General features: G+C 70.2%; 13 protein-coding genes and 1 tRNA gene. 6 read left to right on the top strand and 8 right to left on the bottom strand.

The window, feature by feature from the left end; translation table 11 throughout:
* Positions 1 to 41: 41 nt before the first annotated feature.
* The 4 genes from AC1RRF_RS11945 to AC1RRF_RS11930 form a co-directional block, all read right to left on the bottom strand.
* The gene (locus AC1RRF_RS11945; RefSeq protein ID WP_492834753.1) at positions 42 to 866 is read right to left on the bottom strand and encodes a DUF3313 family protein; all 825 of its coding nucleotides are present in this window, start codon (positions 864 to 866) and stop codon (positions 42 to 44) included.
* Positions 867 to 913: 47 nt separating this feature from the next.
* Entirely contained in the window at positions 914 to 1615 is a 702-nt protein-coding gene (locus tag AC1RRF_RS11940) for a response regulator transcription factor (RefSeq protein ID WP_492834751.1), read from the bottom strand.
* On the bottom strand, positions 1612 to 2718 hold the full coding sequence (locus AC1RRF_RS11935; RefSeq protein WP_492834749.1) for an ATP-binding protein: 1107 nt from the start codon (positions 2716 to 2718) through the stop codon (positions 1612 to 1614). The genes AC1RRF_RS11940 and AC1RRF_RS11935 overlap by 4 nt, the downstream gene beginning before the upstream one ends.
* Before the next feature lie 204 nt (positions 2719 to 2922).
* On the bottom strand, positions 2923 to 10992 hold the full coding sequence (locus AC1RRF_RS11930; protein ID WP_492834812.1) for a putative Ig domain-containing protein: 8070 nt from the start codon (positions 10990 to 10992) through the stop codon (positions 2923 to 2925).
* A gap of 420 nt (positions 10993 to 11412) precedes the next feature.
* Between AC1RRF_RS11930 and AC1RRF_RS11925 the strand changes: the two genes are divergently transcribed.
* The 4 genes from AC1RRF_RS11925 to AC1RRF_RS11910 are packed head-to-tail and all read left to right on the top strand — an operon-like array spanning position 11413 to position 13600.
* On the top strand, positions 11413 to 11949 hold the full coding sequence (locus tag AC1RRF_RS11925; protein ID WP_492834747.1) for a phage tail protein: 537 nt from the start codon (positions 11413 to 11415) through the stop codon (positions 11947 to 11949).
* 24 nt (positions 11950 to 11973) lie between these two features.
* Positions 11974 to 12507, top strand: coding sequence for a phage tail protein (locus tag AC1RRF_RS11920; RefSeq protein WP_492834745.1), 534 nt, complete (start codon positions 11974 to 11976; stop codon positions 12505 to 12507).
* A 13-nt stretch (positions 12508 to 12520) separates the two neighbouring features.
* Positions 12521 to 13048, top strand: a complete 528-nt coding sequence (locus AC1RRF_RS11915) for a phage tail protein (protein ID WP_492834743.1) — start codon at positions 12521 to 12523, stop codon at positions 13046 to 13048.
* A gap of 42 nt (positions 13049 to 13090) precedes the next feature.
* The gene (locus AC1RRF_RS11910; protein WP_492834741.1) at positions 13091 to 13600 is read left to right on the top strand and encodes a GNAT family N-acetyltransferase; all 510 of its coding nucleotides are present in this window, start codon (positions 13091 to 13093) and stop codon (positions 13598 to 13600) included.
* 37 nt (positions 13601 to 13637) lie between these two features.
* On the opposite strand, the gene AC1RRF_RS11905 is transcribed toward AC1RRF_RS11910, so the two are convergent.
* From AC1RRF_RS11905 to cpdR, 3 genes are all read right to left on the bottom strand, one after another.
* Positions 13638 to 13931: a DUF6916 family protein gene (locus tag AC1RRF_RS11905; protein ID WP_492834739.1), complete on the bottom strand. Its 294-nt coding sequence runs from the start codon at positions 13929 to 13931 to the stop codon at positions 13638 to 13640.
* A gap of 147 nt (positions 13932 to 14078) precedes the next feature.
* A tRNA-Val gene (locus AC1RRF_RS11900) sits at positions 14079 to 14153 on the bottom strand.
* Positions 14154 to 14249: 96 nt separating this feature from the next.
* Positions 14250 to 14606 carry a cell cycle two-component system response regulator CpdR gene (cpdR, locus tag AC1RRF_RS11895; RefSeq protein WP_492834737.1) on the bottom strand — a complete coding sequence of 119 codons (357 nt, stop codon included), beginning with the start codon at positions 14604 to 14606 and terminating at the stop codon, positions 14250 to 14252.
* 147 nt (positions 14607 to 14753) lie between these two features.
* On the opposite strand from cpdR, the gene AC1RRF_RS11890 reads away from it, so the two are divergent.
* Complete coding sequence (locus AC1RRF_RS11890) at positions 14754 to 15620, top strand: N-formylglutamate amidohydrolase (RefSeq protein ID WP_492834735.1); 867 nt, start codon at positions 14754 to 14756, stop codon at positions 15618 to 15620.
* Positions 15621 to 15872: 252 nt separating this feature from the next.
* Here AC1RRF_RS11890 and AC1RRF_RS11885 read toward each other — a convergent pair whose 3' ends face one another.
* Complete coding sequence (locus AC1RRF_RS11885; protein WP_492834733.1) at positions 15873 to 16556, bottom strand: DUF599 domain-containing protein; 684 nt, start codon at positions 16554 to 16556, stop codon at positions 15873 to 15875.
* Between the two features lie 166 nt (positions 16557 to 16722).
* Here AC1RRF_RS11885 and ppa point away from each other — a divergent pair, with 166 nt between their 5' ends.
* Positions 16723 to 17280: an inorganic diphosphatase gene (gene ppa / locus AC1RRF_RS11880; RefSeq protein WP_291835585.1), complete on the top strand. Its 558-nt coding sequence runs from the start codon at positions 16723 to 16725 to the stop codon at positions 17278 to 17280.
* Positions 17281 to 17282 lie beyond the last annotated feature (2 nt).

Raw genomic sequence — 17282 nt, 5'->3', positions numbered from 1 at the left:
AGCGAGCCTCTCACAGCCGTCGAGCGACGGCCAGAGGGCAGTCAGCGGGGGGCGGGGGCGGGGGCAGGCTCAGCCGGCGCGGCGGCGGCGGGGCGGGCGCGATCCAGTTCCGGCACATAGAGGCCCGTCGCCATGCCGACCAGGCCGCCGGCCACCATGCCGCCGGCGTTGAAACGGGGGCCGAAGCCCTCGCACGGATCCGGCTTGGCGATGTCGCGCGGCTTGCGATCCGGGGGCGAGAAGGCGTCGCCCACCGCATCGCCGAAGGGTTCCGCGAACTGCAGCGCGTCGCCGACCCGCGACAGGGACCGATCGTCCATGCCCACGGCCGTCGCATTGCGGGCCCAGAGCAGGGCCGCCACCTGCCGGCCCGATCCGGGCGCCAGAAGCTCGGTCTCGACCGCCAGGCCCCCGGTCGAGCCGGGCACCCGCACCCCGAGCGGACCGGGGATGAAGTAGTTGACCGCCGCCGAGGCCGCCGAGCCCGCCGTTCCGGTCGGATCGATCCGGGTCACGCCGGCCCGGATGCGGGCGGCGTCGGGGGCCGCCTCGGACAGGACGGTGAAGCGCTCGCTGACCTCGTAGCAGATCTGCCGGTCGACCTCGCGCAGCACGGCTTGCCGCTCGCCTTCCTTCAGGTGGGGCGCCGCGTCGCCGACCAGCAGGCTGGGCTCGATGAAGACCCGCTCGAGGGTCGCGGCCTCGGCGTCGTCGCGGCGCTGATGGATCGAGGCGCGAATGGTGCCCGACTTGCGCTCCAGCCCTTCATAGCTGGTCAGGAAGCCGGCGTGGGGTTCGGGCGCCGTCTGGCAGGCGGCCACGGCCAGCAGGCCCGTCGCGGTCAGGGCGTTCAGGTATCGAACCATGGGGGTCGTCCTTCAATGTGGGGGAGGAGGCGTCCGGGGAGGAAGCGTCAGGAGTCGGGGGTCGGAGGCGGCGTCGGCGGAGTCTCGATCGCCATGTAGCCGAGGCCGCGGATGGCCCGGATCGACATGCCGGCGTTCAGGTCGGCCAGCTTGCGCCGGACCCGATGGACGTGAACCTGGATGGAATTCTCGGTGTAGTCCTGATCGTAGGAGTACAGGCTCTCGCCCAGTTGCTCGCGGGTGATGATCCGGTCCGGCGTACGCAGGAACCGCTCCAGCACGATGCCCTCGCCTCGGGAGAGCTGGACGCTGTTGTCCTCGACCGCGACCTCACGGGCGCCGGTGTCGAAGCGGACGTTGCCGTAGCGCAGCACCGGATCGAGCATCGAGGCCGGGCGGCGAGCGAGGGCTCGCAATCGGGCGATCAACTCCTCCAGGGCGAAGGGTTTGACCAGATAGTCATCCGCGCCGGCGTTCAGCCCTTCGACCCGTCGATCGATGTCGCCGAGCGCGGTCAGCAGCAGCACCGGACAAACCCGTCCGGCGGCGCGCGCCCGGGCCAGCAGGTCCAGACCGCTGTCCTCGCCCAGCATGATGTCCAGGACGACCACGTCGTAGTCCGCGGTCCGCCAGGCGTGCCAGCCGTCCTCGAACCGGTCGGCCAGGTCCACCGAAAAACCGGCGCGGGTCAGCGACCGGGCGGTCGATTCCCCCAGCAGCCGGTTGTCCTCGACAAGCAGAACCTTCATGCCGCGACCTTTGCCGGGCCAGTCTTGCGCCAAGCTTTCGCGGAGATAGATCGCCAGCGTGATCCCAGGTCGGCGCGCGCCTCGGCGGGGTGGGCTTCGACTTCCGGGCGATCGCCCGCGTTGGAGAAATCCAGTTCGAAACAGGCGCCGCGCGCCGTGGGAATCAGCCGCGCCTGCCCCTCATGCAGCGCCATCACCCGCGCCACGATGGACAGGCCCAGGCCCGCGCCGCCACTGGTCGAATCCGCCTTGCTGAACCGATCGAACAACCGGTCGACGAAGGGAGCGGGCACGCCGGGGCCGTCGTCGGCGACGGTCACCGTTCCCGCGCCGCCGACGGTGACGCTGATGCAGGCCCCGTCGGGCGTGTGCCGGATCGCGTTCTCTAGCAGGTTCCGGAGCGCGACATCGACCATCAACGGATGGCCCCGCGCCGGCCAGGTCTCGACCACCGAACCGAACTCCAGCTGACGGCCGCCTGAGACGATGGCGGGGGCCAGGTCGCTGGCCGTGCGGCGCGCGACGGCGACCAGGTCGAAAGTCTCGGTCGCGCGCGCCTGGCCATGCTCGGTCTCGGCCAACATGAGCAGTTGGGTGATCAGACGTGACAGGCGGTCGAACTCGCGGACCGCATCCTCGCGATCCTCCGGCTCGAGCCGGTTCTCGACCTGGGCGCGCAGGGCGGCCAGCGGCGTGCGCAGTTCGTGGGCGGCGTTGGCCGAGAAATCGCGTTGGGCCCGCCAGCCGCTCTCCAGCCGGTCCAGGGCCCCGTTGAACGCCTCGACCAGCGGCGCGATCTCGGCGGGGGTGGCCTTGAGATTCAAGCGATCCTCGAGCGTGGCGGGACCAATCTGAGCGGCCTGCTCGGACATCCGGCGCAGGGGTCTCAGGCCGAAATGCAGCACGGAGAAGACGACGACGCTGATCAGGGCCAGGTAGAAGCCCAGCATGGGCAGGACCTCCCGCGCCTCGGCGAGGATGTAGCCCGTCGTGATCCGCTCGATCGGCGTCATGTCGTCGGGGTCGGGATCGAGGCCGAGCACCTCCTGCGCGAAGTAGACGAACAGGGTGACGGTCACGAGGATCGGAAAGATCATCCCCATCAGGGAGCGCCCGCTCCGGCGCGGCGATGCTGGTCCTGCCATGTCCGTCCCCGATGCGCCGGCGCCCCGCCGGATTGCAGCGGTAGGGGACGCGCCTTTCATGGAGCTTTCAAGGCGGACCGAGGCCGAAGGCGCGGCTCCGGCCTGCGGGCGTCGGGAAACGCCGGATCGGGCGGCGACGGCCCCCGACCCGGCGCTCCCGCGTCAGAAGGGCGACTGCAGCGAGAGCCGAATCCCGTGGCTGTCGCTGTTGGAGCCCAGGCTGCCGTCGAAGTCGACGCCCAACGACCACCCGTTCTCCAGCCGGAAATCGACCCCCAGTTCCAGCCGGGCCAGATCACGGTCGATCGGGCTGACGGCCACGCGATAGCTGGGTCCGCCGATCCAGTCGGCGTAGCTCAGGATCGCGTCGTCGGCCCCCTCGAAGTCATGGGTGTACTCGACCCGGAAGTGGGGGCTGATCGTGTTGCGGCCGACAAGGTAGACGTAGTTCCCCCGCAGGCCCACGGCGCCCGTCAGGGTGCGCACGGTGTGCTCGTCGAAGGTCAGGCCATAGGCGCCGCCGCCCGTCTCGGTGAAGCGGTCGAGCTTGGACCGTGTGACCCCCACACGGCCGTAGGGCGAGAGCAGCCACTGTTCGCCGCGACGCTCGATCCCGGCGGTGATCGAGGCGAACATCTGATCGCCGTCCCGATCGCCGCGGGCGATGTCGCTGGTGGTGGTGATGGTGCGGCGGGACTCGAAGTTGAGCGTCCCCAGACCCACCACGCCGTCGATGAAGGCGCCCGGGACCGGCAGGAAGCTGGCGTAGAGGGCGCCGCTGTAGCTTTCGGCCCGGCTGTGGGTGCCGATGTCGCCGATCCGGCTGGAGTCTCGACCGTAGCCGAAGCCCAGACCGACCGCCAACTGCTCGTTGATCCGGTAGTCGGCGCCGGCGGTCAGGCCGTCGGTGCTGAAGCGGAAGCCGCTCTGCCCGCCGACCGCGTCGCGCATGCCGAAGTCGGCCGAGCCCGCCGCCCAGACGCCCCAACGCCGGGGCTCGCCGCCGCCGCCAGAACCGGATCCGCCGCCTGCGCCCGGGCCGTAGCCCAGGGGGCCGCCGACGCCGCCGTCGAGCGATTCCATCATGCCGTACTGGGCGTCATTCGGATGGCCGTCGTCATCCGCGAGGTAGCGGCGATACCGGTCCAGAGCTTCCAGGCCGTCGATCCGTTCGGTCCGACCGCCCGTCAGGCCGAGCTGGTTCGAGAACCCGCCGGCCCCGCCGCCGTTGTGCAGCGACTCCATCCGACGGTTGAAGTTGCCGATCTGGGCGTTGGCGAAGCGGCGGGCCGCCGCGTCCTGGGCGGCGATCAGTCCCGTCACCTCGCGGTCGAGCGACGGGTCGGGACGGGCCGTGACGATCACCGTGACGGTCCCCGCGCTCGACGTCGCGAAGGCATTGGTCAGGGTGTAGGTGACCTGGGCCGTGCCGACGAAGGCGTTGTTCGGGGTGAAGGTCAGGCTATAGGCGCCGGCCGAGGGCGAGGAGATCGCCGCCGTCCCCGAGCCGCTCGGCGTCAGGCTGACCACTGTCGCGGCGGTGAACGGTCCGCCCGAGGCGGCGGCGGTCAGGTTCGCCGTCGCCGTCTGGCCGGCCAGGATCTCGATCGTGATCGGCGGGGCGGTGACCGGCACGGGGTTGACCGTGATCGTCACCGTCGCCGGGATCGAGGTCCCGAAGGGGTTGCTGAGCGTATAGGTGAAGCTGTCCGAACCGGAGAAGCCCGCGGCCGGGGTGTAGACGATGTTCACGCCGCTGACCGTGGCGGTCCCCGAAGCGGGCGGCGTGGCCACGGCGACGCCGGTGATCGGTCCGCCGGTCGCGCCGACGGTCGCCGCGATCGTGGCCGGCTGGCCGGACAGGATCACCGCGGTCTTGGGCTGGGCCGTCGGCACGGCCAGCGGCGCGACCGTCACGGTGATCGTGGCGGGCGCGCTGGTCCCGCCGGGGCCGTTGACGACGTAGGTGAAGGTGTCGGTCCCGAAGAAGTTGAGGGCCGGCACATAGTTGATCGTCAGACCGCTGACCGTCGCGGTCCCGTGGCTCGGGGGCGAGGCGATGGCGATGCCCGTATAGACCCCGCTCAACTGGGCCGAGACGTCGATGGTGGTCCCGCCGGCGGTGTTGGCGGTCACCGAGCCGGTGGTCCCGCCGCCCGTCGGCGGAGGCGCGATGTCCACGACCACGGTCAGATTGCGGGTCACGGTGAACGGCGCGCCGGCGCCCGTGGCGGAATCAGTGGCCGTGACCGTGATCGGGAAGCTGCCCGACTGGGTCGGCGAACCCGACAGGGTTCCCGAAGCGGCGTTGAAGGTCAGACCCGTCGGCAGCGCCCCCGTCTGGGTGAAGCTGTAGGGCGCCACGCCGCCGCCGGCCGTGAACGTCTGGCTGAAGGCCTGGCCGTAAGGCAGGGCCGGCAGGGCGGCGGGCGTCAAGGTCAGGACGGGCGCGGCGATCGTCACATTCTGGGCGAACGGCGCAACGGCCCCGTTGGCGTCGGTGACGGTGACGGTGAAGGCGAAGGCCCCCGCCGCCGTCGGCGCGCCGCTCAGTTGCCCGCCCGAACCCAGGCTCAGGCCGGCCGGAAGGGCGCCGGCCGTCACGGCATAGGCGTAGGGCGCGGTTCCGCCGCTCGCCGCGAAGGCATGGCTGTAGGCCGTTCCGGCCGTTCCGCCCGGCGCCGGCGACACCGTCAGGGTCACCGCCGCGATGGTCAGCGCATAGCTGTTGGTCTTGGTGAAGCCGTTGGCGTCCGTCGCCGTGACGTCGAAGGCGTAGGCTCCAGCCGAGGCCTGGACCGGCGTGCCGGACAGGACGCCGGCGCTGGACAGGCTGATCCCGGCCGGCAGAGCGCCGGCGGTCAGGGCGTAGCTGTAGGGCGCCACGCCGCCGGATCCGGCGAAGGTGGTCGCGGGGTAGGGCACGGTCGCCGTGCCGTCCGCGAGCGTGGCGGGCGTGAAGGCGATGGTCGGGGCCGCGATCACCAGGCTGATCGGGAACGCCCCCGTCGCGCCGTTGGCGTCGGTGACCGTGATCGTCTGGTTGAACGTCCCGGCGACCGTCGGCGTGCCGCTGTAGACGCCGGCGCTGGACAGGCTGATCCCGACCGGCAGGGCGCCGGCGGTCAGGGCGTAGCTGTAGGGTCCGGTTCCGCCGCCCGCCGCGTAGGCGTGGCTGTAGGCCGTTCCCGCCGTTCCCGCCGGGGGACCCGACAGGGTCAGGGTCACCGCCGCGATGTTCAGCGTATAGGCGCGGGTTCCGGTGAAGCCGTTGGCGTCCGTCCCCGTGATGCTGAAGTTGTAGGTCCCGGCCGAGGCCTGGACCGGCGTTCCCGACAGGACCCCGGCGCTGTTGAAGCTCATCCCGACCGGCAGGGCACCGGCCGTCAGGGCGTAGCTGTAGGGAGCCAGACCGCCGGAGGCGGTGATGGTCGTCGACGCATAGGGCACGGTGGCCGTGCCGTTCGCCAGCGTGGTCGGCGCGAGGCTGATGGTCGGGGCGGCGATCACCAGGCTGATCGGGAACGACCCGGTCGCGCCGTTGGCGTCGGTGACCAGGACGGTGAAGTTGAACGTCCCCGCCACGGTCGGCGCGCCGCTGAGGGCGCCCGCGGCGCTGAAGCTGATCCCGGCCGGCAGGGCGCCGGCGGTCAAGGCGAAGCTGTAGGGGCCGGTCCCGCCGGACGGCGCCAGGGCGTGGCTGTACGACGCGCTCGCCGTGCCGGAAGGCGGCGGCGGCAGGGTCAGGGTCAGGGCCGTGATGTTCAGCGCATAGCTGTTGGTCTTGGTGAAGCCGTTGGCGTCCGTCGCCGTGACGTCGAAGGCGTAGGCCCCGATCGCCGCCTGCGGCGCCGTGCCGGACAGGACGCCGGCGCTGGACAGGCTGATCCCGGCCGGCAGGGCGCCGGCGGTCAGGGCGTAGCTGTAGGGCGCCACGCCGCCGGACGCCGCGAAGGTGGTCGTCGGATAGGGCACGGTGGCCGGACCGTCCGCCAGCACGGCGGGCGTGAAGGCGATGGTCGGGGCCGCGATGACCAGGCTGACCGGGAAGGCCCTGGTCGCGCCGTTGGCGTCGGTGACCGTGATCGTCTGGTTGAACGTTCCGGCGACCGTCGGCGTGCCGCTGTAGACGCCGGCGGCGCTGAAGCTGATCCCGACCGGCAGGGCGCCGGCGGTCAGGGCGTAGCTGTAGGGTCCGGTTCCGCCGCCCGCCGCGTAGGCGTGGCTGTAGGCCGTCCCCGCGGTTCCGGCGGGAGGCGTCGGCGACAGGGTCAGGGTCACCGCCGCGATGGTCAGCGAATAGGCGCGCGCCCCGGTGAAGCCGTTGGCGTCGGTCGCCGTGACCGTGAAGTTGTAGGTTCCGGCCGAGACCTGCGGGACCGTGCCCGACAGAATCCCGGCGCTGGACAGGGTGAGTCCGGGCGGCAGGGCCCCGGCGGTGACGGCGTAGGTGTAGGGCGCCGCGCCGCCCGAGGCGGTCAGGGTCGTCGCCGGGTAGGCCACGGTGACCGTGCCGGCGGTCAGGGTCGTCGGCGTGAGGCCGATGGTCGGCGCCGCGACCACCAGGCTGAGCGCAATGGCTCCGGTCGCGCCATTGGCGTCGGTGACGGTGACGGTGTGGTTGAAGGTTCCCGCCACGGTCGGCGTGCCCGAAAGCACCCCGGCGGCGCTGAGGCCGATCCCGGCCGGCAGGGCGCCCGCCGTCACCGCATAGGTGTAGGGTCCCGTCCCGCCGCCGGCCGCATAGGCGTGGCTGTACGCCGTTCCGGCGACACCGGCCGGAGGTCCCGACAGGGTCAGGGTCACCGCCGCCATGTTCAGCGAATAGGCGCGGGCGCCGGTGAAGCCGTTGGCGTCGGTCGCCGTGGCCGTGAAGTTGTAGGTTCCGGTCGAGGCCTGCGGAACCGTGCCCGACAGGACCCCGGCGCCGGACAGGCTCATTCCGGGCGGCAGGGCGCCGGCGGTGACGGCGTAGGTGTAGGGGCCCACGCCGCCCGAGGCGGTCAGGGTCGTCGCCGGGTAGGCCACGGTGACCGTACCGTCCGCCAGCGTCGTCGGCGTGAGGCCGATGGTCGGCGCCGCGACCACCAGGCTGAGCGCAATGGCTCCGGTCGCGCCATTGGCGTCGGTGACGGTGACGGTGTGGTTGAAGGTTCCCGCCACGGTCGGCGTGCCCGAAAGCACCCCGGCGGCGCTGAGGCCGATCCCGGCCGGCAGGGCGCCCGCCGTCACCGCATAGGTGTAGGGTCCCGTCCCGCCGCCGGCTGCATAGGCGTGGCTGTACGCCGTTCCGGCGACACCGGCCGGAGGTCCCGACAGGGTCAGGGTCACCGCCGCCATGTTCAGCGAATAGGCGCGCGCCCCGGTGAAGCCGTTGGCGTCGGTCGCCGTGGCCGTGAAGTTGTAGGTTCCGGTCGAGGCCTGCGGGACCGTGCCCGACAGGACCCCGGCGCCGGACAGGCTCATTCCGGGCGGCAAGGCGCCGGCGGTGACGGCGTAGGTGTAGGGGCCCACGCCGCCCGAGGCGGTGATGGTCGCGGCCGGATAGGCCACGGTGACCGTGCCGGCGGTCAGGGTCGTCGGCGTGAGGGTGATGGTCGGCGCTGTGATCGTCAGCGCATAGGCCCGGTCGGTCGAATAGGGACCCGTTCCGCCCGAGGAATCGGTGGTGGTGATGGTGAAGTTGAACGTCCCCGCCGCGGTCGCCGTGCCCGACACGACGCCGGCGCTGCTGACGCTGATCCCGGCCGGCAGGGCGCCGGCGGTCAGGGCATAGCTGTAGGGCGCGGTGCCGCCGCTGGTGGTCAGCGTCTGATTGTAGGCCACGCCGCCCGTGCTTCCCGGCAGGGTCGGCGGCGCCAGGACCAGGGTCGGCGCATTGACCGTCAGGCTGTAGGCGCGCGCGCCGGTGAAGGGCGAGCCCGGCCCCGTGCCGCTGTCGGTCGCGGTGACGGTGAAGTTGAACACGCCGCCGGCCGTGGGCGTCCCCGTCAGCGCCCCGTCGGAGGCCAGGGAGAGTCCGGGCGGCAAGCCGCCGGCGGTGATCGTGAAGGCGTGAGGCGCCACGCCGCCGACGGCGGTGATCGTGGCGGCGTAGGCGGACCCGACAGCCGCCGGGGTCAGGGTGGTCGGATTCACCGTGATGGTCGGCGCCACGGGCGTGACGCTGTAGGCGCGCGCGCCGGTGTAGGGGCCGTCGCCCGTCGAACTGTCGGTGGCGGTGACAGTGAAGTTGGCCGCCACGCTGGAGGTCGGGGCGCCGCTCAGGGCGCCGTTGGCGGCCAGGGAGACGCCGGCCGGCAGGGCGCCGGCCGTGACGGCGTAGGTGTAGGACGCCGTGCCGCCGCTGGCGGTGATGGTTTGCGCCACGGTCTGGCCGACCGTCATGGACAGGCTGGCCGGGGCCACGGAGATGGTCGGGGCGTTGACGGTCCCGCTGTAGGTCCTCGCGCCCGTGAACGTCCCCCCGCCGGTGCTGTCGGTGGCGGTGATGGTGAAGCTGTAGGCGCCGCCCTGGGTGGGCGTGCCGCTCAACAGCGCGCCGGCCAGGGTGACTCCGGCGGGCAGGGCGCCGGCGGTCACGGCGTAGGCGTACGGACCGGTGCCGCCCGTGCTCGACAGCGTCTGACTGAACGCCGCCGCGACCGTCATGCCCGGCAGGGTGGGCGGAGCCACGACGATGGTCGGCGCATCGACGACCAGGACGTAGGGCGTCACGACGTTGAAGGGTCCCGTGCCGCCGCTGTTGTCGGTGGCCGTGACCGAGAAGTTGAAGGTCCCCGCCGAGGTCGGAGTCCCCGAAAGGGTCCCGTTCGAGGCCAGGGAGAGTCCGGGCGGCAGGCCGCCGCCCGGCGCGGTGAAGGCGTAAGGCGCCGTGCCCCCGCTGGCGGTGATCACGGCGTTGTACGCCACGCCCGCCTGGGCGTTGGTCAGGCTGGTCGGGGCCGCGACGATGGTCGGGGCGTCCACCGTGACCGTGAAGGCCTGCCCCCCGGAATACTGCGTGCCGCCGCTGCTGTCGGTGGCGGTGATCGTGAAGTTGAACGGACCTCCGGCGGTGGGCGTGCCGCTGAGCGTCCCGTTGGTCGCCAGGGTCAGGCCGGTCGGCAGGGTCCCCGCCGTGCGGGCGTAGGTGTAGGGCGCGGTGCCGCCGCTGGCGGTGAAGGTGGTGGTGTAGGCGACCCCCACCTTGGGCGTGGCGGGCGCGGCTGGGTTGACCACGATCGTCGCGGCGGCCGGCGTCATGGAATAGGCGCGCAGGCCCGTCTGCGTCGTCGCATCGGTGGCGGTGACGGTGAAGTTGGCCGCCGCCCCCGAGGTCGGCGTTCCGGTCAGCGCGCCGTTGGCGGCCAGGGACAGGCCGGCCGGCAGGGCGCCGGCGGTGACGGCGTAGCTATAGGGCGAAGCTCCGCCGGTGGCGGTGATCGTCTGGCTGAAGGCCGCGCCGACCTGGCTGGCCGGCATGGTCGTCGGAGCCAGGGCGATCGGCGACACGATGGCGACGGTGTAGGGCTGAACAGCGGTCCCGCCCCCTGTGCCGGTGACGGTGATGCTGAAATTGAACGTCCCCACGGCGCTGGGCGTGCCGGTGATGGCGCCGGTGGAGGTGTTCAGGTTCAGGCTGGTCGGCAGGGCGCCGCTCGACACCGAGAATGTGTACGGCGTCACGCCGCCCGTGGCCGCGACGGTCTGGTTATAGGCGACGCCGACGGTCCCGCCCGGCAGGGTCGCGGTGTTGATCGTCGGGATCGGCAGGGTGATCTGGATCTGCGTCGACCGCGTCGAGATACAGTCCGTGCCCACCAGGGCGGGGCAGGTATAGAGCTGGATGACGTCGTTCGCGACGGCGCCGGGCTTGATCGCGATCAGCCTCAGCGTATGGGCGTCGTTGCTCAGGTTGCCGCTGATCGTGTAGCTCGCATTGGCCGTTTCCAGCGGCTCGAAGGCGGCGCCGCCGAAATTGTCGACCCCGACCCCATAGAAGTCGTAAGCGTCGACGTTGTTGGTCTCGAACAGGCCGCCCCAGCTCGAGAACGCCGCGATATAGGTGTCGCAGGCCTGCGCGCTGAACGTATATCCGGAGGTCGGGCCGGTCGTCGTATAGGTGTGGGTGGAGACCACGCACTGGGCCTGGGCCGGAGCCGTTCCGCCCAGGGAAGACGCCAGCAGGACGAACAGGAACAGGGCGGACATGCCCAGCCATCGCGGCAGGCCCAGGACCCGCTCGATCATCCGACCCAAGGCCGCGAACGCTCCGGAGGTCGTCGCCGTCCCGTGCGTTTCCGCGCAATCGATTCCACTCGTCACTTGCAGGCTCCCCAACCCCTGGCCGTGTTCCCACCCCCTCCGGGCAGAACACAACCTATACGGACACACCCATTTTTGGGGACGCCCGTGAGCCAGAAAGCTTAACGAATTTTAGGACATCTCCAAGATGTGTCCGGCTTAATTCACCCCGCCTGTTGCAACTTTCGCGCGGAATTTGCGCCAGAAGACCACGTAGAACCACTTATCTCCTTCAATTGTAACAATGTTCTCGGAACTGAGAAATTCTCTTTGCAGTTGCGGTTGTGGCGGTCCATGGTTCTCGCCTGACAGCTGAGCCATTCCGCTCCCGCGATTAACGCGGCGCGGACACTGCAGGGGGGAGAGATGGCGGAATACTATCTGGGCCAGGTCATGATGACCGGCTGGGCCTTCGGCTCGAAGGGCTTCGCGCTCTGCAACGGGCAACTTCTGCCCGTTCAGCAGAACGCCGCGCTGTTCTCGCTGCTGGGCACCTACTACGGCGGCAACGGCACCACCAACTTCGCCCTGCCGAACCTGCAGAGCCGCACGCCCGTGGGCTACGGCAACTCCGTCGATCCGGGCTGGCAGCCGGCGCCCTACCCCATCGGCATGGTCGCCGGCGCGGAGAACGTGACCGTGCTGCTGACCCAGATGCCGTCGCACACCCACATGGCGCAGGCCACCACGACCAACGGCGGCGGCCGCAGCCAGGTCAACGGCGGCTTCGCGGCCTCGGCCGTGGCGGGCCAGCCGGTCTACGGTTCGCCGTCGCCGCCGCAGCCGTTGTCGCCGACGACGGTCGGCATCACGGGCGGCACCTCGCCGCACCCGAATATCCAGCCGTATGAGACGATCAGTTTCCAGGTCGCCCTGACCGGCATCTTCCCTTCGCGCAGCTGATCAGAACCTCGCCAGGAGCGCATCATGAGCACGCCTTACATCGGCGAGATCCGTATCTTCGGGTTCCCGCGCATTCCCAACGGCTGGCACGCCTGTGACGGCAGCCTGCTGTCGATCGCGGAGTACGAGACCCTCTACACCCTGCTGGGCACGACCTACGGCGGCAACGGGGTCAACAGCTTCGCGGTGCCCGATCTGCGCGGCCGCGTGCCGATCCACTGGGGCCGGGGCCCCGGCCTGTCGGCCTATGTCGCCGGTCAGATGAGCGGAACCGAGGGCGTCACCCTGAACCAGCTGCAGATGCCGGCGCACAACCACATCATGCTGGCCGGCACCTCGACCGCCACGGCCCTGCCGCCCGGACCGACCCTGGCGCCCGCCGCCGTGACCGGCGGCGACACCATGTACATCACCGACCTGGCCGGCGCGACGCCCGTGGCCCTGGCGGCCAACGAGCTGGCGCTTACCGGAAACAACGTCGCGCACGACAACCTCATGCCGACCCTGACGCTGTCGATCTGCATCTCGCTGTTCGGCATCTTCCCTTCACAGAGCTGAGACGGAGCCGACCATGACCGAACCGTTCCTTGGCGAAGTTCAGATCTTCGGCTTCAACTTCAATCCGCGCGGCTGGGCGTTCTGTAACGGCGCGCTGGTGCCGGTCCAGCAGAACCCCGCCCTCTATTCCCTGATCGGCATTCAGTACGGCGGCAACGGCACGACCAATTTCGCCCTGCCGAACCTGATGAACCGCGCGCCCTGCAACCAGGGCTCCGGCCCGGGCCTGACCCCGCGTACGGTCGGCGAGAATTTCGGGTCAAACGGCGTCACCCTGACGGTCGACAACCTTCCGGGCCACAACCACTCAATGACCAGCTACGGGGGATCGGCCAACCGCAGCGCGGCTCCGACGTCCGGGGCCGGCCTGTCGGCGCCGGGCGCGACCCAGTGTTTCCTGGCCAATCCGACCTACAACACCACTCTGTCGCCGGCGGTGATCCAGCCGTCGGGCCAGAACCAGCCGCACGAGAACCGGCAGCCGTTCCTGGCCCTGACCTATTGCATCGCCCTGGAGGGGGCCTTCCCGTCGTTCGGCTAGACGGACTGGACGACGGTCGGCCCGGGCGTCATTGACCGTGTCATGACGCCTCTCCTGCCGGCCCCGCCGCGGTGGGCGGGCCAGGGCCTGACCCTGCGGCCCGCAACGCCCGACGACCACGAATTCCAGCGCATGCTCTTCGGCGACGTCCGCGCCGACGAAATAGCCCTGGCCGGCTGGCCGGAGGCCCAGAGCCGGGCCTTCCTGGACAGCCAGTTCGCGCTGCAGAGCGATCATTTCAACATTCATTTCGCCGGCGGCGACATTCAGATCGTCGAGGCGGCGAACCAGCCCATCGGGCGGCTGTATCTGCACGATTCCGCCGAAGGCCGGCTGGTGGTGGACATCAGCCTGCTGCAGGCGTGGCGCGGTCGGGGGTTGGGGACAGCGCTGCTGCGCCAGGTGCAGATCCAGACCCGTCGATCCGGCCTGCCCAAGACCTGGCTTCACGTGGAGGCCCACAATGTCGCGGCGGCGCGCCTCTATGAACGGCTGGGCTTCAAAGTCGTCGAACGCGGCCCGACTCATTGGCGGATGGAGTGGCGGCCCTGAGGCCGCAGCGCCTGCATCCGCGGCGCGACGTCGGGCGTTAGTTGAACACCGCCTGGTAGACGATCCCCTCCGCATCCCGGGCCACGGGGGTGAGGAAGATGTCGAGCGCGCCGAGGCTGGCGTTGGTCAGGCGATAGACGCTCTGGGGCATGACCACCGGCGAGCCGCTGCGAAAGAGCAGGGAGAAGGGTTGACGCATCTGGCCGGGATAGGCGTGGGCGGGTAGCGGCTGAACCTCGACCAGGGTCAGGGTCATGCTGGTTTCGCCCAGCGACAGGTCGAAGGTCTCGTTGGCGCGCGGCGCGAACTCCTCGGTCTTCATGACCTGCATGACGCATTTTCCCCCGGCGATCCGCGTTCAGCCAGATTGACCCGTATGCCGCGAACACGCAACCGCCGAGAACAACGCATGGCCGAAAACCGGCCTCGCGCGAACATGCGAAGCCGGGGCGGAAGTCTCTCAACTCATTGAAAGAAATGGTGGACGCGACAGGGATTGAACCTGTGACCCCTACGATGTCAACGTAGTGCTCTCCCGCTGAGCTACGCGTCCGCCTTGACGGCCCTGGGAGCAAGCCCCCCGGGCGGGAAGGCGCGGTCTATAACCCGACGGCCGCGCGGACCGCAAGGGTGAAACCGCGAGGTTTCTTCAGGCGGCGACCATGCGCTCAACCTCGCCCACCAGATCGCGCAGGTGGACGGGCTTGGCCAGGACCTTGGCCTGTGGGCTGGCCTGGGCGGCGGACAGGGCCACGGCGGCGAAGCCGGTGATGAACATGATGCGGATGCCGGGCTGGCGGGCGGCGGCGACGCGGGCCACCTCGATGCCGTCGGCGCCGGGCATAACGATATCGGTCAACAGCAGGTCCCACGGGCCCTGGTCGAGGGCGTCGATGGCGTCGTCGCCGTTCTCGCAGTCGACGACCTCATGGCCGGCGCGCTGCAGCGCGCGGGTCAGGAAGCCGCGAAGCGAATTGTCGTCTTCAGCCAGAAGGATGCGCGCCATTGGTGTTTCGTCGTCCGCCCCGGATCGTCTTGAATCCCGAGGCTAGGCCCGCACTGGTAAACCCGCCATGAAAAACGCCGTAAGGGCGAGCCGCAGGGAGACGTCCCGTCTGTGGATGAAGCCACGAAACAGGCTATGCGGTTTGCGATGACGACGGTGAATGCGGGCGAGACGCGGGAGGAGCAGACGGCGGTCACGGTCGTGCGCCCCGCCACGCCCGGACGACTGATCTTCGCCTCGCCTCACTCGGGCGCCCTGTATCCCGACGACCTGAACGCCGACCCGGTCCTGTCCGAGGCCAGTGTTCGCAGCGCCGAGGACGCCCTGGTCGACCGGCTGATCGCGCCCGGCCCCACCCATGGCGCGACCCTGGTGCTGGCGCGGCTGGGCCGGGCCTATGTCGACCTGAACCGGGACCCCGCGGATCTCGACCCCCAGCTGATCGAGGGACTGGGGCATCCCGCCTCTCCGCGGTCGACGGCGGGGTACGGCGTCATTCCCCGGCTGACGGGGGACGGGCGCCCCCTCTATGCGCGGCGCCTGACGCTGGACGAGGCCCGGGCGCGACTGGCGATGGTGCACGCCCCCTGGCACGCGGCGCTCGCCGCCGAGATGCACGCGGCCCGCGACCGGTTCGGCGAAGCGGTGCTGATCGACTGGCACTCCATGCCCGAGCGGGCCACCCGCGCTCCCGGAGGACCGCGCGGTCCGGACGTGGTGCTGGGCGACCGCCACGGCTCGTCCTGTTCGGCGGAGCTGACGCGGCGGCTGCGGACGGCGTTCGAGGCGCTGGGCTGGCGGGTGGCGCTGAACCACCCCTACGCCGGCGGCTGGACCACCCAGAGCTGGGGCCGGCCCGATGAGGGCTTCCACGCTGTCCAGGTCGAACTGAACCGCGCCCTGTATTTCAACGAGATGGAACGCCAGCCCGGGATCGGCTGGTCGCGCACGGAAAAGGGCGTGGCGCGCGTCATCGCCGCCATGGCCGGCGGCCAGGCAGGTCTCGGGACATAAAAAAAGCCGCGCCCGAGGGCGCGGCATATAAAGTCTATAGGGAGGAAACGCCCAGGAAGGGCATGACGCCTCGCGGCGTCGAAAACCAAGCTAGTGTGCAGTGCACAAATGGTCAAGCGGGTATTTCGCGCCTGCGGTAACGCCGTGTAACGGCACACTTCTGTCGCATTTCCGCAAGGTAACCGTTTTCAGTGGAGAAAATCGCCCCGCGGACAACGCGGCTGCGAACGAGCATGGCCGTATCCGAAAAAGTCAGGGCTCGAGCAGCCGACGCGCGCTGCGGATGGCCCGGGCGGCGGGCGAGCCGGACTGACGCCAGACCAGCAGGCAGAAGGCCGCCGCCACCCCGGCCGCCAGCCATACCGGCCCGAACAGCCAGGCCGCGGCCGCCAGCGCGAAATAATAGCCCCGCACGCCCTGGCTGAAGGTGTTCAGCGCCGGGTTCAGAAGGTCCGTGGCCGCCGCGCCCAGGGCGATGCGATCCGCCTCGGTGTGGATTTCCGGCGCGGCGCCGATCAGGGCCAGGGTGTAGTTCATCTGGCGCAGAGCCCAGATGAAATCCAGCAGGCCGCGCACCAGACAGATGAGCACCAGCGCCAGCTTGGCCTCGAGCACCCGGGTCGGCACGGCCTCGGCGCCGATCGAGGCGAAGCCGTCCAGCGCCGTCTGGCCGCCGAACAGAATGCCCGCGACGGCCGCGATCAGCAGCAGGTTGGTCGAGGCGAAGAAGCTGGCGGAGTTGATGGAGTGACCCATCAGCTGGCTGTCGACCAGCCGCATCTCGCGGTGGGTCATGGCCGTCATCCAGACCCGGCGCACGATGCCCATGTCGTCGTTCAGGGTGCCGGTGCGGTGCGCCAGCAGCTTGAGCAGGGGGCCGTAGCCCAGCCAGCACAGGAAGAAGAGGCCGAGCGCCAGATAGTCCAGGATCGTCATGCGTGTTCCTTGCGGCCCCGCGACACAGTCGCCCGCATCGCCCGCGCGCTCAAGCCACGACTGAGAATACCGCCGGTCTTAACAACGCCTGCGCCTTGCTTCGGGCGCCATGGAGGCTTATCACCCCGGGCCTTCCGTTCGCAGATGCAACATAGACGAGCCCGTCATGAACCTCGACGCCATTCCCGTCGGCCCGAACCCGCCCTGGGACATCAACGTCGTCATCGAGATCCCGCAGGGCGGTCTGCCGGTGAAGTACGAAATGGACAAGGCCTCGGGCGCGCTGTTCGTCGACCGCTTCCTACACACCGCCATGTACTATCCGGGCAACTACGGCTTCATCCCGCACACCCTGTCGGACGACGGCGATCCCTGCGACGTGATCGTGCTGAACCCGGCCCCGGTCGTGCCGGGCTGCGTCATCCGCTCGCGCCCGATCGGCGTGCTGAAGATGGTCGATGAAGCCGGCGGCGACGAGAAGATCCTGGCCGTGCCCGTCGACAAGCTGAACCCCTACTACACCGACATCGCCAGCTACCGTCAGCTGCCGGCCATCCTGGTCGAGCAGATCGAGCACTTCTTCACCCGCTACAAGGATCTGGAGAAGGGCAAGTCGGTCACGGTCAAGGGCTGGGGCGACGCCGGCGAGGCCGCCGAGCTGATCGCCGCAGGCATGCGCGCCCACCAGGACAAGCTGAAGGCAAAGGCCGCCAACGCGGCCTGATC

It is taken from the genome of Brevundimonas sp. GW821-FHT12C05, assembly GCF_058807475.1.
This window is presented reverse-complemented; position numbering and strand designations above follow the sequence as displayed.